General features: G+C 73.2%; 12 protein-coding genes and 1 pseudogene. 8 read left to right on the top strand and 5 right to left on the bottom strand.

What is annotated here, in order from left to right; translation table 11 throughout:
- The first annotated feature begins 61 nt into the window (after positions 1–61).
- From ACIA5F_RS10530 to ACIA5F_RS10520, 3 genes are all read left to right on the top strand, one after another.
- Positions 62–481, top strand: a complete 420-nt coding sequence (locus ACIA5F_RS10530; RefSeq protein WP_399351345.1) for a helix-turn-helix domain-containing protein — start codon at positions 62–64, stop codon at positions 479–481.
- 10 nt (positions 482–491) lie between these two features.
- Positions 492–908: a VOC family protein gene (locus tag ACIA5F_RS10525; RefSeq protein ID WP_399351343.1), complete on the top strand. Its 417-nt coding sequence runs from the start codon at positions 492–494 to the stop codon at positions 906–908.
- A 270-nt stretch (positions 909–1,178) separates the two neighbouring features.
- Entirely contained in the window at positions 1,179–3,596 is a 2,418-nt protein-coding gene (locus ACIA5F_RS10520) for an ATP-binding cassette domain-containing protein (protein ID WP_399351342.1), read from the top strand.
- A gap of 91 nt (positions 3,597–3,687) precedes the next feature.
- Here ACIA5F_RS10520 and ACIA5F_RS10515 read toward each other — a convergent pair whose 3' ends face one another.
- Entirely contained in the window at positions 3,688–4,239 is a 552-nt protein-coding gene (locus ACIA5F_RS10515; RefSeq protein WP_399351341.1) for a TetR/AcrR family transcriptional regulator, read from the bottom strand.
- Positions 4,240–4,389: 150 nt separating this feature from the next.
- Here ACIA5F_RS10515 and ACIA5F_RS10510 point away from each other — a divergent pair, with 150 nt between their 5' ends.
- Positions 4,390–5,265, top strand: a complete 876-nt coding sequence (locus ACIA5F_RS10510; RefSeq protein ID WP_399351339.1) for an alpha/beta fold hydrolase — start codon at positions 4,390–4,392, stop codon at positions 5,263–5,265.
- A gap of 113 nt (positions 5,266–5,378) precedes the next feature.
- On the opposite strand, the gene ACIA5F_RS10505 is transcribed toward ACIA5F_RS10510, so the two are convergent.
- From ACIA5F_RS10505 to ACIA5F_RS10495, 3 genes are all read right to left on the bottom strand, one after another.
- Positions 5,379–7,385 carry a protein kinase gene (locus ACIA5F_RS10505; RefSeq protein ID WP_399351337.1) on the bottom strand — a complete coding sequence of 669 codons (2,007 nt, stop codon included), beginning with the start codon at positions 7,383–7,385 and terminating at the stop codon, positions 5,379–5,381.
- Positions 7,386–7,735: 350 nt separating this feature from the next.
- Complete coding sequence (locus tag ACIA5F_RS10500; protein WP_399351335.1) at positions 7,736–8,188, bottom strand: peptidase inhibitor family I36 protein; 453 nt, start codon at positions 8,186–8,188, stop codon at positions 7,736–7,738.
- Positions 8,189–8,468: 280 nt separating this feature from the next.
- On the bottom strand, positions 8,469–8,591 hold the full coding sequence (locus ACIA5F_RS10495; protein ID WP_399351333.1) for an alpha/beta fold hydrolase: 123 nt from the start codon (positions 8,589–8,591) through the stop codon (positions 8,469–8,471).
- A gap of 74 nt (positions 8,592–8,665) precedes the next feature.
- Between ACIA5F_RS10495 and ACIA5F_RS10490 the strand changes: the two are divergent.
- Positions 8,666–9,082: pseudogene (locus ACIA5F_RS10490) on the top strand (MarR family winged helix-turn-helix transcriptional regulator); the annotation flags it as partial.
- A 200-nt stretch (positions 9,083–9,282) separates the two neighbouring features.
- On the opposite strand, the gene ACIA5F_RS10485 reads toward ACIA5F_RS10490, so the two are convergent.
- Complete coding sequence (locus tag ACIA5F_RS10485) at positions 9,283–10,452, bottom strand: hypothetical protein (protein WP_399351331.1); 1,170 nt, start codon at positions 10,450–10,452, stop codon at positions 9,283–9,285.
- Between the two features lie 350 nt (positions 10,453–10,802).
- Between ACIA5F_RS10485 and ACIA5F_RS10480 the strand changes: the two genes are divergently transcribed.
- The 3 genes from ACIA5F_RS10480 (at position 10,803) to ACIA5F_RS10470 (ending at position 12,721) form a co-directional block, all read left to right on the top strand.
- The gene (locus ACIA5F_RS10480; protein ID WP_399351329.1) at positions 10,803–11,984 is read left to right on the top strand and encodes a hypothetical protein; all 1,182 of its coding nucleotides are present in this window, start codon (positions 10,803–10,805) and stop codon (positions 11,982–11,984) included.
- Between the two features lie 201 nt (positions 11,985–12,185).
- Entirely contained in the window at positions 12,186–12,473 is a 288-nt protein-coding gene (locus tag ACIA5F_RS10475) for a hypothetical protein (protein WP_399351327.1), read from the top strand.
- Complete coding sequence (locus ACIA5F_RS10470) at positions 12,470–12,721, top strand: hypothetical protein (RefSeq protein ID WP_399351325.1); 252 nt, start codon at positions 12,470–12,472, stop codon at positions 12,719–12,721. Before ACIA5F_RS10475 ends, ACIA5F_RS10470 begins: the two co-directional genes overlap by 4 nt.
- The last annotated feature ends 623 nt before the right edge of the window (positions 12,722–13,344 follow it).

The raw sequence follows: 13,344 nt of genomic DNA, 5'->3' as shown, positions 1-13,344 counted from the left end.
GCCGGGATGTCCGCCGGGATGTTCCGGAGCGGGCCGTCCCCACCGTGCGATGCTGGTGGGCATGACCCTGGAGGATCTGGTACGCCTGCGCCGCGCCCGGGACGTGATGGACCGCGACTACGCGAGGCCGCTGGACGTCCCGGCGCTGGCGCACGTCGCCCTCATGTCGCCCGGGCACTTCTCCCGCAGCTTCCGCGCCGCCTTCGGGGAGACGCCCTACAGCTATCTCATGACCCGCCGCGTCGAGCGGGCGAAAGCGCTGCTGCGGCGGGGCGACATGAGCGTGACCGACGTCTGCTTCGCGGTCGGATGCACCTCGCTGGGATCGTTCAGCTCGCGCTTCAGCGAGCTGGTCGGCGAGAGCCCCAGCACCTACCGGGCCCGCCGCCACGAGGCCGGAGCCGCGATCCCGGCGTGCGTCGCCAAGATCCTTACGCGACCGGTCAGGAACGGAGAAGCACAATCCGCCGCCGCCTCGTAGCGTCGGAGGCATGAACATCAAGCTCGCACAGTGCTTCATCGCCGTGGACGACCACGACAAGGCGCTCGCCTTCTACCGCGACGCCCTCGGCCTGGAGGTACGCAACGACGTCGGTTTCGAGGGAATGCGCTGGGTGACCGTCGGCTCACCCGGGCAGCCGGACGTGGAGATCGTCCTCGAACCGCCGCTCGCCGACCCCAACGCCTCACCGGCCGACCGGCAGGCGATGGCGGAACTGCTGGCCAAGGGCATGCTCCGTGGCGTGATCTTCTCCACCGACGACTGCGACGCCACCTTCGAACGCGTCCGGGCCGCAGGCGGCGAAGTGCTGCAGGAACCGGTCGACCAGCCGTACGGGGTCCGCGACTGCGCCTTCCGCGACCCGGCCGGCAACATGCTCCGCTTCACCCAGCCCCGCGAACGGTAGGAACCGCCCACGGCATCGTCCACGGTAGGAACCGCACACGGTAGGAACCGCCCGCGTCACCGGTGATCGCGGCCTCCGGCCGTCACGGCCGCCAGTGGCGCGGGCGCCGTCGCGGGGGCATAATGCGCCGGGTTGCCCGGGCCCGCGTCGGCCGCGGTCGTACCGGTGGCGACGTACGCGGAGAGGCCCGGCCGGGGCCCGATGAGGCTCCGGGGTCAGCGGCGGCACGGTCGCCCCGGTTTCCCCCGCACAGATGGAGACACGATAAGCATGGCCACGACCACGACCACGACCACGAGCACGGACCCGCGGTCGCCCGCGCCGCACCTCGCCGACAGCCACGACCTGATCCGTGTGCACGGCGCGCGCGTGAACAACCTCAAGGACGTCAGCGTCGAGATCCCGAAGCGCCGGCTGACGGTGTTCACCGGTGTCTCCGGCTCGGGCAAGAGCTCGCTGGTGTTCGGCACGATCGCCGCGGAGTCCCAGCGGCTGATCAACGAGACCTACAGCGCCTTCGTACAGGGCTTCATGCCGACGCTGGCGCGCCCCGAGGTCGACGTCCTCGAAGGGCTGACGACCGCGATCATCGTCGACCAGCAGCGGATGGGCGGCGACGCCCGCTCCACGGTCGGCACCGCCACCGACGCCAACGCGATGCTGCGCATCCTCTTCAGCCGGCTCGGGCAGCCGCACATCGGCCCGCCCAAGGCGTTCTCCTTCAACGTCGCCTCGATCAGCGGAGCGGGCGCGGTCACCGTGGAGCGCGCGGGACGGACCGTGAAGGAGCGTCGCAGCTTCAGCATCACCGGCGGCATGTGTCCGCGCTGCGAAGGCCGGGGCTCGGTCACCGACATCGACCTTTCCGCGCTGTACGACGACAGCAAGTCGCTCAACGAGGGCGCGCTCACGATCCCCGGCTACACCATGGACGGCTGGTACGGCCGCATCTTCACCGGCTGCGGCTTCTTCGACCCGGACAAGCCGATCCGCGAGTACACCGGGCGCGAACTCCAGGACCTGCTCCACAAGGAGCCGACCAAGATCAAGGTCGACGGGATCAACCTGACGTACGAGGGCATCATCCCGAAGATCCAGAAGTCGATGCTGTCCAAGGACGTCGACTCGTTGCAGTCGCACATCCGGGCCTTCGTGGGCCGGGCCGTCACCTTCACCACCTGCCCCGAGTGCGAAGGCACCCGGCTCAGTGAGGGGGCCCGGTCGTCGCGGATCGGCGGGATCAACATCGCCGACGCGTGCGCGATGCAGATCAGCGACCTGGCCGCATGGGTCCACGGGCTCGACGCCCCCTCGGTGGCGCCGCTGCTCGCCACGCTCCGGCAGACCCTCGACTCGTTCGTGGAGATCGGGCTGGGCTACCTCTCGCTGGACCGGCAGTCGGGGACCCTGTCGGGCGGCGAGGCGCAGCGCGTCAAGATGATCCGCCACCTCGGCTCCTCGCTCACCGACACCACCTACGTCTTCGACGAGCCCACCACCGGCCTGCACCCCCATGACATCCAGCGGATGAACGGCCTGCTGCTGCGGCTGCGGGACAAGGGCAACACGGTCCTCGTCGTGGAGCACAAGCCGGAGACGATCGCGATCGCCGACCACGTCATCGACCTCGGCCCCGGCGCCGGCGGCGCGGGCGGCACCGTCTGCTTCGAGGGCACCGTCGAGGGGCTGCGCACCGGTGGCACCCTCACCGGCCGCCACTTCGACGACCGGGCCGTCCTCAAGGAGACGGTGCGCAAGCCCACCGGCACGCTGGAGGTCCGCGGCGCGAGGACGCACAACCTGCGCGACGTCGACGTCGACATCCCGCTCGGGGTGCTCGCCGTCGTCACCGGAGTCGCGGGCTCCGGCAAGAGTTCGCTCGTGCACGGCTCGCTGGCCAAGAGCCCGGGGGCCGTCGAGGCGGGTGTGGTCTCGATCGACCAGGGCGCGATCCGGGGCTCGCGGCGCAGCAACCCGGCCACGTACACCGGGCTGCTCGACCCGATCCGCAAGGCGTTCGCGAAGGCCAACGGGGTGAAGCCCGCGCTGTTCAGCGCCAACTCCGAGGGCGCCTGCCCCACCTGCAACGGCGCCGGTGTCATCTACACCGACCTGGCGATGATGGCCGGGGTGGCCACCACCTGCGAGGAGTGCGAGGGCAAGCGGTTCCACGCCTCGGTACTGGAACACCACCTCGGCGGCCGTGACATCAGCGAGGTGCTCGCGATGTCGGTGACCGAGGCCGAGGCGTTCTTCGGCGCGGGCGAGGCGCGCACCCCCGCCGCGCACCGCGTCCTCGTCCGGCTCGCCGACGTCGGGCTCGGCTACCTCAGCCTCGGCCAGCCGCTCACCACGCTGTCGGGCGGGGAGCGTCAGCGGCTCAGGCTGGCGACCCACATGGCGGAGAAGGGCGGCGTCTACGTCCTCGACGAGCCGACCGCCGGTCTCCACCTCGCCGACGTCGAGCAGTTGCTCGGCCTGCTCGACCGGCTCGTCGACTCCGGCAAGTCGGTCATCGTCGTCGAGCACCACCAGGCGGTCATGGCACACGCCGACTGGATCATCGACCTCGGCCCGGGCGCCGGCCACGACGGCGGCCGGATCGTCTTCGAAGGCACCCCCGCCGACCTCGTCGCCACCCGCTCCACCCTCACCGGCGAACACCTCGCGGCCTACACCGGCCACTGACCGGAACCGTGGAGCGGGCGCCCGGGCGTCGCTTGAGGACCGATCGCCGGTCCGGGCGTCCGGGCGCCCGCTTCACGTCCGGGCGTCCGCTTCAGGCCCGGTCGCGGGCGAGCAGTCCTTCCAGCAGGTGTTCCAGGGTCTCGGCCATCTCGGTACGGGTGGCCTCGGGGTCCTCGGCGTGGGCGACCATGCGCGCCGCCTCGTCGAGCGCGCCGAGGAGTACGTGGGCCAGCGGCGGTACGGGCCGGGTGGCCAGGGCCCCGGTGGCCATCGCCGCCTCCAGGGCCTTGGTGATGACCCCGAGGCCGTGGTCCTGCCCGATCTCACGCCAGCGCTGCCAGCCCAGGACTCCGGGGGCGTCGAGCAGCAGGATGCGTTCCACATCCGGTTCGGCGAAGGCGTCGAGGAACGCGCGGGCCCCTTCCTTGAGGGCCTGGACCGGGTCGGCGGCCCCCGTGAGCCGGGCGGCGATCCGCTCGGTGACCTCGGCCTCGACCGCCTGCACCGTGGCGTCGAAGAGATCGGTCTTGTCGCGGAACTGGTGGTAGAGGGCCCCGCGCGTCACCCCGGCGGCCTTGACGATCTCCTCGGTGCCCACGCCCGCGTACCCGCGTTCGGCGAACAGCCGCCTGGCGGCGGTCACGAGTGCCGCGCGGGTGGCTCGGGAACGCCGGGCGTGTTTGCTGCTGACCGATTCCATCCTGTCCTGCCCCTGCCCCTTGAGTTCCGTACCGTCCGCCCGCATCCTACATACGTACAGTCTGTATGTGATTTGACGCGAGAGGCGTACGGCATGCCGCAACTCACGCTCGACCAGGGGACCGTCCACTACCGGGACACCGGGGAGGGGGAGCCGGTCCTCCTCCTGCACGGCTACCTCATGGACGGCCGCCTCTGGGACCCGGTCACGGACCGGCTCGCCCGGGACTTCCGGTGCATCGTCCCCGACCTGCCGCTCGGCTCCCACCGCAACCCCCTGAACCCGGACGCGGATCTCAGCCTCCCGGGGATCGCCCGCCTGGTCGCCGACCTGATCGCCGGGCTCGGCCTGCGCCAGGTCACCCTGGTCGGCAACGACTTCGGGACCGCCGTCGCCCAGATCGTCGCGGCACGGCACCCCGAGCGGATCGGCCGCCTGGTCCTCACCGGCGGCGAGTGCTTCGACAACTGCCCGCCGGCCTGGTTCAGGGCGCTCGTCCCGGCGGCCAGGGTGCCCGGACTGCTCACCCTGGCCCTCCAGTTCCTGCGGTTGCGCGCCTCGCGCCGCCTGCCCTGCGCGTACGGCCTGCTCACCAAGGGCGCGCTGCCCCACGACCTCATCGACGACTGGACCGGGGCGTTCTTCGGCGACCCCGGCGTCCGGCGCGACTGTGCCAAGGTCACCCGGGGATTCGGCCCGGCGGTCCTGCTCGACGCCGCGAACGGGCTCGCCTCCTTCGACCGGCCCGCCCTGATCGCGTTCGCGCGCGAGGACCGGCTCTTCCCCTTCGCGCACGGCGAGCGGCTGGCGGCGATCCTGCCCGCCGCCCGGCTGGAGCCCGTCCCGGACAGCCGGACCTGGGTCATGCGCGACCAGCCCGACCTGACCACCCGCCTGATCGCCGACTTCATCCGCTCCACACCGGCGGGCGAGGCGCCGACGGACATCACCACCGCCACCGCAACCTGAACACCGCCGGCTGAACACCACTGCTGAGTGAGCCGCTTGAACTGTTTGAACTGCCCGAGAACGCCCGCCAAGTCCGCCGGGCACCCGCGGTCCCTCGTCGTGTGGTCAGGGGGTCAGGGGCGTCCGGCGGTCGGCAGCTTTCCGGCGGCCCGGGCCGAGAGCGCTCGGGCGGTGTCGCACACTTCGCTCACCGGTTGTTTCCCCCGCACCGCGAGCATGACGAGTTCGATGGTGTGCTCGCCGTACGCGTTCGTGTAGCCGCGGTGCTCGGTGCGCACGACGCAGGTGTCGGCGCCGTGGTCCCCGGGCGCGACGTACATCCTGCGCCCGCCGACGGTGGTGAGCCGTCCGTTGTCCTCCAGGTCGTTGTCCCGGCTGAAACTCAGCCGGACCTCGATGTCGGCCGACGCGCCCTCCCAGGCACACGACCAGTCGGCGAAGCCACGGTCCGGGTCCGGGGCGTCGACTCCCGTGACGGGGCCGAGAGCGGCGGCGTCCAGCAGGGAGCAGGCGTCGAGGCGGGCGAGCGAGTTCTGGGCGAAGGGCGCCGGGCGCTCCGGTACCGGGCCCCGGTTGAGCACCTTCACCGCCCGGTCGGTCGCGGCACGGGCGAGCGCGCACAGGTCGGAGGCGTGCTCTCCCCTCTGGTCGGCTGTGATCCAGACCTGGTGGGCATCGGCGAGCCGGATGTTGCGGCCGCACCGGTCCGGGGTGCCGGCCACTTCGGAGACCGTCACCCGGCCCACCGTCTCCGTGCGGACCTGTGAGCCCGCCTCCACCGGGTCGTCGGAGAGGTCGACCTTCACCCCGGCGAACGGTTCGCCGCCGCGCTCCTTGCTGACCAGGACGTCGCAACGGGCGAACTCGCCGTAGTCGGGGTCCAGCCGGGTGTGCCCGAACCGGGCGAGTGCCGTGGGGTCGAGCAGGGAACAGGGGTCGGCCCGGCGGGCATCGGTGAGGGCCGCCACCGGTCCCGCGGCCGGGCTGCCGGCGCCCGGTTCCTCTCCCGCTTTCCGGGGAGGGGAGAGGAGCACGGCCAGGGCCACCGCCACGGCGGCCAGTACCCCTGCGGAGATCCTGCCGCGGTGGCGCCACCACCAGGGAGGGAGCGGCACCGTGCCGGCCTGCGGATCTTCCGGCGGCGCGAGGAGCGGTGGCACGGGTGGGGATGGCTGGGGTGTCGGTGCGGATGGTGACAGACCGGGTGTCGGTGCGGTGGGTGACAGCGGGAGCGTCGGCTCGTCCGCCGCCACCGGTGGGAACTGCGGGAACCGTGGGAGCCCATGAGCCCCGTCCTCGTCCGTGCTCCGCCGGACCCCGGAGGCGGGCTGGACGGCCCGCGCCAGCAGCTCCCGCGCCTGTGCCGCGGTGGGCCGGTTCTCCGGACCCGCCTGGAACATCGCGGTGAGCGGGCCGGTGAGCGGACCCGAGCGGGTGGGCGGTACGATCCGCCCCTCGGCGGCCAGCATCAGATACGCGAGGGCGCTCTCGGCCTCGCCGTAGGGAGAGCGTCCCTCGACGGCCCGGTACAGCGTCGCCCCCAGCGAGAACACGTCCGACGTGTGACCGGCCCGCTTCGCCTGCGCCACCTCGGGCGGAACGTAAGGGGGTTTGCCCCGCATCCCGCCGCTGAAGGTGGTGTCGCTCCCCGTCGTCCGGGAGATCCCGAAGTCCGTCAGCTTGGCCGTACCGTCCTCGGTCACCAGGATGTTCTCCGGCGTCACGTCGCCGTGCACCACCCCCTCCCGGTGCGACACCGCCAGCGCGTCCGCGATCTGGCACCCGAGCGCCCCGGCCACCTCCGGCCGCAGGGTGCCCCGCTCGTCCAGGATCTGCCGGAGGCTGCGCGAGGGAACGTAGTCCATCACGATCCAGCACCCGGTGCCGTCGGTGAAGAAGTGGAGGACCCGCACGATGTTCGGGTGGTGCAGCCGCGCGGCGTTACGGGCTTCCTTCCGCAGGCGCTCCGCTTCCGCCCCGTCCGGCATGTGTGCGCATTTGAGCGCGACCTGCCGCTCCAGCACCGGGTCCCAGGCCAGCCAGACGACTCCCATACCCCCTGCGCCGATCCGGTTCAGCAGGGTGTACCGCCCGGCGATGATCTGTCCCTCGCCGCTCACCGCTGTCCTGCCGCCCTCATGGCCGTACTCCTCAGCATGGCCCGGGAGCGTACTCCGCCCGCCGTGCGGACGGGTCCGGTTCACCCGGACACCACCTGAACGGAACCCCGGACGACCACGCTCGCCCGTCCCGTGCCCGCGCCCGGGTCGTACGGGTCGATGCCTGCGCCTGGTGAGCCGGGGCCATGCTGCGTCGAAGGGCTCGGGCCGTCCGCGCGGTCAGTTCCGGCGGTGGAGGACGGCGCCGCCCGCCGTCCACGCCCGAACGGGCAACGGCCTGACGCGCCGGAGGGCCGCTTCACCCGCGCCAGCCGGTGAAGCGGCCCTCCGGGGAGCTGCCGGGGGAGCTGTCAGACGGGCTGGCCGGTGAAGACGTTGACCCGCTCGATCTTGAAGGAGGAGACCGTGTCGTTGAACGTCTCGTTCAGCTTGTAGTTCTTCCAGCCCTGGAGGCGCTCCTCGCCGTGGGGGCCGTCCAGTACCTGGTGGTCGCCGGTGAAGTTCGCGCCCGTGTAGACGGTCACCCGGTGCTGGGAGGAGACGGAGACCGAGGAGATGGCGTTGTCGAAGTCGCTCAGGTCCACCCGGTGGTGGGCGAGGTCGTAGCTGCCCGGGTTGTGGTCGAGCTGGAGCCGGTGCCCCGACAGGTTCGCGTCCTTGTAGAAGTACGTCGCCGTCGCCATCTGGTTGTCCTGGTCGCCGTGGTCGGTCGGCCACTGCTTCCCGCCGCCCTCACCGCCGAGGACGCTGCCCAGGTGGATCGTGCCGACATACCCGAACAGCGCATGGTCAAGAACGCTCATGGAAAGCTCCCCGAAGATCGAACAACCCGGAATCCCTGGTCAGGGGCCCCGGTCACACCTAAATGATCATGCCATCAGGAGTCTCGTTCCGGTAGCGTTCCGTCAAACCCACCCGCACACACAGTGACTTGATGTAGCTTCACCGCCCGCACGCCCGGAGCGGACCCGCACATCACCCGCACATCACCCGCCATGGCCCGGGCCTGACGGCCGGGGCGACGGCCTTGTCCGGGTCCGGCGAGGTCATGAGCCCGGGGAGGGGGCCTCGGCGGCGGCGGGATCAGTCCGTCCCGGCGTACGCCTCGCGCAGGAAGTCCTCCAGGATCTCGGCGAAGGCGTCCGGGCCCTCCAGGGTCGGGTAGTGGGCGGCGCCGTCGATCGTGGCCGTACGGCCGTTGGGCACCGCACGGATCAGGGCGTCGGCGGGCGGGCGCGCACGATCGTCCGCTCTCGCCCGAGGACCTGCCCGAGCCGCTGATGGAGGTGTTCGGCCTCGTCGGGCCGCTCTACCGGCGGGTCCAGCGCAAGATCGAGCAGGACGCCCCCGCGCAGGGTCTCCCGGTCGGCGTCCGGGCCGTGCTCGACCTGCTGCGCGAGCACGGCCCGATGACGGTCCCGCAGATGGGCCGGGCCCAGTCGCTGAGCCGTCAGTTCGTGCAGCGCATGGTCAACGCCGCCGCCGCGCGCGGCTTCGTCGAGACGATCCCCAACCCCGCGCACCAGCGCTCCTCACTGATCCGGCTCACCGACGACGGACAGGCCGTCATCACCGCCGTGACCGCCCGCGAGTACACCCTGTTGCGCCAGGTCGGCGGCGACCTCACCGACGCCGAGGTGGCGGCCTGCGTGCGGGTGCTGAGCCGGATGCTGGAACTCTTCGACGACGTCGAGGTGGTCGGCACACCACCGTCGTGTCCCCTGAGCTTCTCGGGGTGGGGCGGCCAGGTCCGTGGGGCGGCCGGGTCCGGTGGGTCCGGCACCCCGTGCTCCGTCGCGATGTCCTCCGTGCTCCCGTGCTCCCGTGCTCCCGCCAGGGTGGGCAGGACATGGCCGGGCCCTCCCGGGGCACCGGCCATGTCCCCGGGATGGGGTTCCTACCACTGGAGGAGCACGGCTCCGGGGCTGCCCGCCGAGCTCGCCGAACCGGCCCGGCCGTTCTGGCCGTTGCCCCCGCTCTCGGGCGCGCCGCCGTTGCCGCCGTAGCCACTGTTACCGGCGTAGTCGCCGTCACCGCCCGCGCCGCCCACACCGAAGGAGTACGCGCCCGAGGCGGTGGCCGTACCGCCCGCGCCGCCGGGGCCGCCGTCATGGCCGAGCCTGCCGCCACCGCCCGTGCCGGGGCCCGCGTTGATGACCGCGCCGTATCCGTTGCCCCCGGGCAGTCCTACGGCACCCGCCAGGCCGTTGCTGCCCGCGGCGCCGGGAAGGATCTGGGCGTTCGTCCCGGGGCACCGCGACTGCAGTGATCTGGAGGGCAGGAGCGGGCCGCCGTTGCCGCCGACTCCGGCGGCGCCGCCGGGCCCGCCCTTGCCGACCGCCTCCAGGAAGCCGCCCGCACCCTCGCCCTTGCGACCTCCGCCCCCGCCGCCGCCGGCTCTCCCGCCGCCGCCCGCCGCAGCCCGGGCGACCACATCGATGACGATCGGGCCAGTTCCCGGCACCACGACCTGGGAGCCCGCCTGGCGCGTCGAACGCGGACTCTGCCCGCCCGCAGTGCCGTTGGTCCCGTTCGTGCCGTTGGAGTTGTCGCCGACGCCACCCGTGCCGCCCGTGCCACCCGCGCCGCCGCCGGGCACCGCGGCGGGCGCGCCGACCCCGATCGAGAGCGTGACCGGCCTCTGGCCGCGCGGGAAGATGGGCAGGGTGCAGGTGACGAAGGCACCGGCCTGGCCGCCCTGCCCGCCACCCCCCGCACCGCCGCTGCCGCCACCGCCGCCGCCCGAACCGCCCGAGCCGCTCTCGCCCGCGCCGCCGCCCGCGCCCCCGCCACCCCCGCCTCCGCCGCCACCCGGACCGCCCGCCCCCCAGATCGAGACGGTCACCGCGCTCACCCCGGCGGGAACCGTGAAACTACTCGCCCCCGGTGTGTCGAACAGCATCGAGCCCGACGCCCGCGCCGTGCCGACGTCCGGCCGCACACCGGCCACCGCGCTGCCCGGCGGCGCACCGAGAGCCGTCCAGCCCAGCGCCAGCACACCCACCGCCCCCACGGCGCGCACCGCCGACCAGCGGGCCGGAACCCGCCTCGCCCGCTTCCCCGGCATGACCTCTTCTCCCGCCACAGCACACCCTCTTCTTCCGGAACACGGTCCAGGCCGGCAGCCGCTGGTACGAGTGGTCCCCGCAGGCCGGGACGGCTGGTCCGCCCGGCCTCGGCCCATCCTGGACAGCCGTCCGGTGTGCCCGCCCGTCCGGTACGCCCGTCCGGTGCGAACCCGGCGGCGGGTTGACCTGAAGGGGTGTTCCCGGCCCCGCGCAGCCCCGTACCGCCGGGCCCACCGGCCGGAGCTGAGGTGCTCCCGGCGGCGGCGGAGGCGGCCCGGCCGGTCACGGGCCGTCAGCCATCCGGCCGCGCGCACAGGCGCGGTCGTCGGTCGCGCCCGACGATGGGCTCATGACACTCACCCCCGCGCGCCGTCGCGCGCTGCTCGCCTCCTTCCTGACGTTCCCTCTCGTGGGAGCCCTCTGCCTGGCCGGTACCGCGTCGGCGGCGCCGCCGGCCTCCCGCGCACCGCACGGGGAACTGCCCTTCCCCACACCCGGCCCCTTCAACTTCACCGTCCCCGAAGGTGTCACCGAACTGACCGTCCACCTGTGGGGTTCCGGCGCGGGCGGGGCCGGCGGGGGCGGGGGCGGCGGAGGAGCCGGTGGTGGAGGTGGCGGGGACCACTCCTTCCAGAACTCCCAGTCCGGGGGCGGTGGCGGCGGTGGTACCGGCGGGTCGGGCGGTGGTGGCGGTGGTGGCGGTGGCAGCGCCGGGTACCTGCACTGCCGACTGGCGGTCGAGCCCGGCTGGACGTTCGTCGTGGATGTCGCCCAGGGCGGGGTACCAGGTACCGGGGGCGGCGGCGGCACGGCCGGTGGCGGTGGCGGGACCACGAACGACGACGGGCGCGCGGGCTCCGACGGCAACTCGGGCGGCAACGGGGGCACCACCGTCGGCCTCGTCGGCAGTGCTGGCGACGCGAGCAACCTGTACAGATCGGTGGCCCGCCCCAACCAGGAGCCGGAGCTTTTGCAGTGGGCGTTCACCCAGGGCGGGGAGGGGGCCGGCGGCGGGGGCGCCGGCCCGGGTGGGGGAGGAGGCGGCGGCGGCGCCACCGGCACCTCGGCCAGCGGCGGTCGACCGGGTCAGGGCGGCGCGGCGGGCACCGCCCGGCCCGGCGGCGGGGGCGGTGCCGCCGGGGGCACGACAATCGAGGGCCTGTGCGAGGGCACGGAGGTGCAGAACATCGAAGGCCTGGCCGGTACCCCTGGCCAGGCCGGTAGCCGTTCCAGCGGAGCCGCGCCCGGCGTCGCCGGAAACCAGGGCACGTACGGCGGCCGGGGCGGGTACGGCGCGGACGCGGGTGCGGGCGGGCGCGGGGCGCCCGGGCTCCTGACGGTACCCGTCGCACCGCCAGGGACCGGAGCCGGCGGGTCCGGTGGGCGGGGCGGTTCCAGCGGCCCCGGCGGCCCCGGCGGCAAGGGCAGCAACACCCGTGACGACCCGGCATCCGGCAAGGCCGGTACCCCCGGCAACAGCGGTAACACCGGCACGGCAGGCGGCAACGGCTACGCCCTGCTCGTCTGGTGAACCCCTGACCGATACCCGGGGGTGCCCACCCGGCACCCCCGGCCCGGACACGGGAGGCACACCCCGGCCGCGCGCCCCGTCGTGCTCTTGCGCACCTTCCCGGTAACGGCGGGGGACCGTGCCGGGTGCGTAGCATGGCGCGTGACCGGGGCCGGTTCCGGTCCGGCCGGGGGTGTGCGGATGCCGGGAGGCGGACGGGCGATGGCGAAGACACTGACCATGTATATGACCGGGGGGCCGGTCCAGGTGCCCGCGACGATCCGTGGTGTCCGGGAGGCCCTGCCCGCCGAGCTGCGCGAGGAGTTCACCGCCGAGGCGGAGAACACCGAGGTGGGTGAGCTTCCGATGCTCCTGGCCCGCTGGGTGATGCAGGTCCCGACCGGGTACGAGGCCGAGGAGGAGGCCCTCGTGGCCCGGGTGCGGGCCGGGGACTTCTCCGGTGTCAGGTTTCCCGACGACCTCACCGACGCGTACCGGAGCACCGGTTGAGCGGTCTGCGGGTCGCCTTCACCGACGAGGCCGGCGCGGGCCGCGACGCCCTGGAGGCGGAGGACCGCAAGACCTTCGACGCCGGGATCGTGGCCGTCGCGCGGGACCCGTACGGATACGGTTCCGTCGCCGTGCGGGGGAACCGGGACCGGCGCGAGGCCACCGTCAGATCGGTCGCGTTCGTCCGCTACGAGGTCAGCGTGTCGGTCGTCACGGTGACGGTCCTCCGCGTGGTCCCCGCCCCGTAACGACCACCGGTCAGGACCCCGCCACCCGTCGGCCCGGGTCCGGCCCGGGTCCGGCGTAGTTCCGGCCCAGGGACGACGGGTGGCAGCGGGCCGCAGCGGTTGACCGGCCGAGGTCCGGCTTCGCTGCCGGACCACCAGGGTGTCGAGGGGCCCGGCCCCGCTGAGTACGGGCAGCCGCCCGTACCACCGGTGTGGTGGTACGGGCGGCTGCCGGTCGTCCTGCGTATGCCTGTCTGCCGACTGTGGGGGTGTTCCTGACCAGCTGTCAGGTGTTCTGGCAGTTGAGGATGGTGCCGCCGGTGACATGGCAGGTGTTGGTGCCGGCGTTGCCGTCGACGGTGCCTGCGTTGCTGGTGCCGGTAGGGCCGGTGGAGCCGTGGCTGCCGGGCCCCGCGGCGCCGGTTCCACCGGGTCCGCCTGGGCCTGCGGTGGCGGTGAGGGTGTCGTCGCCGTTACTGACTTCAGCTCGTTGGGGTGATTCCGTCCGAACTTCCTGATGGGTGTGGGTGGGTGGGTGTATCCGTGGTATGTGAAATATGCGGATGGGGGCGGGCTGACTCCTGCGGGACGTCGGCGCCGGGAATCGGTGCGGCTGGAGGCAGCCGAACTGTTCGAGCAGCAGG

Origin of the sequence: Streptomyces sp. NPDC051567 (assembly GCF_044454165.1) — a bacterium.
Classification (GTDB): Bacteria; Actinomycetota; Actinomycetes; order Streptomycetales; family Streptomycetaceae; genus Streptomyces.
The sequence above is the reverse complement of the archived record's forward strand: the minus strand, read 5'-3'. Positions and strand labels throughout refer to the sequence as shown.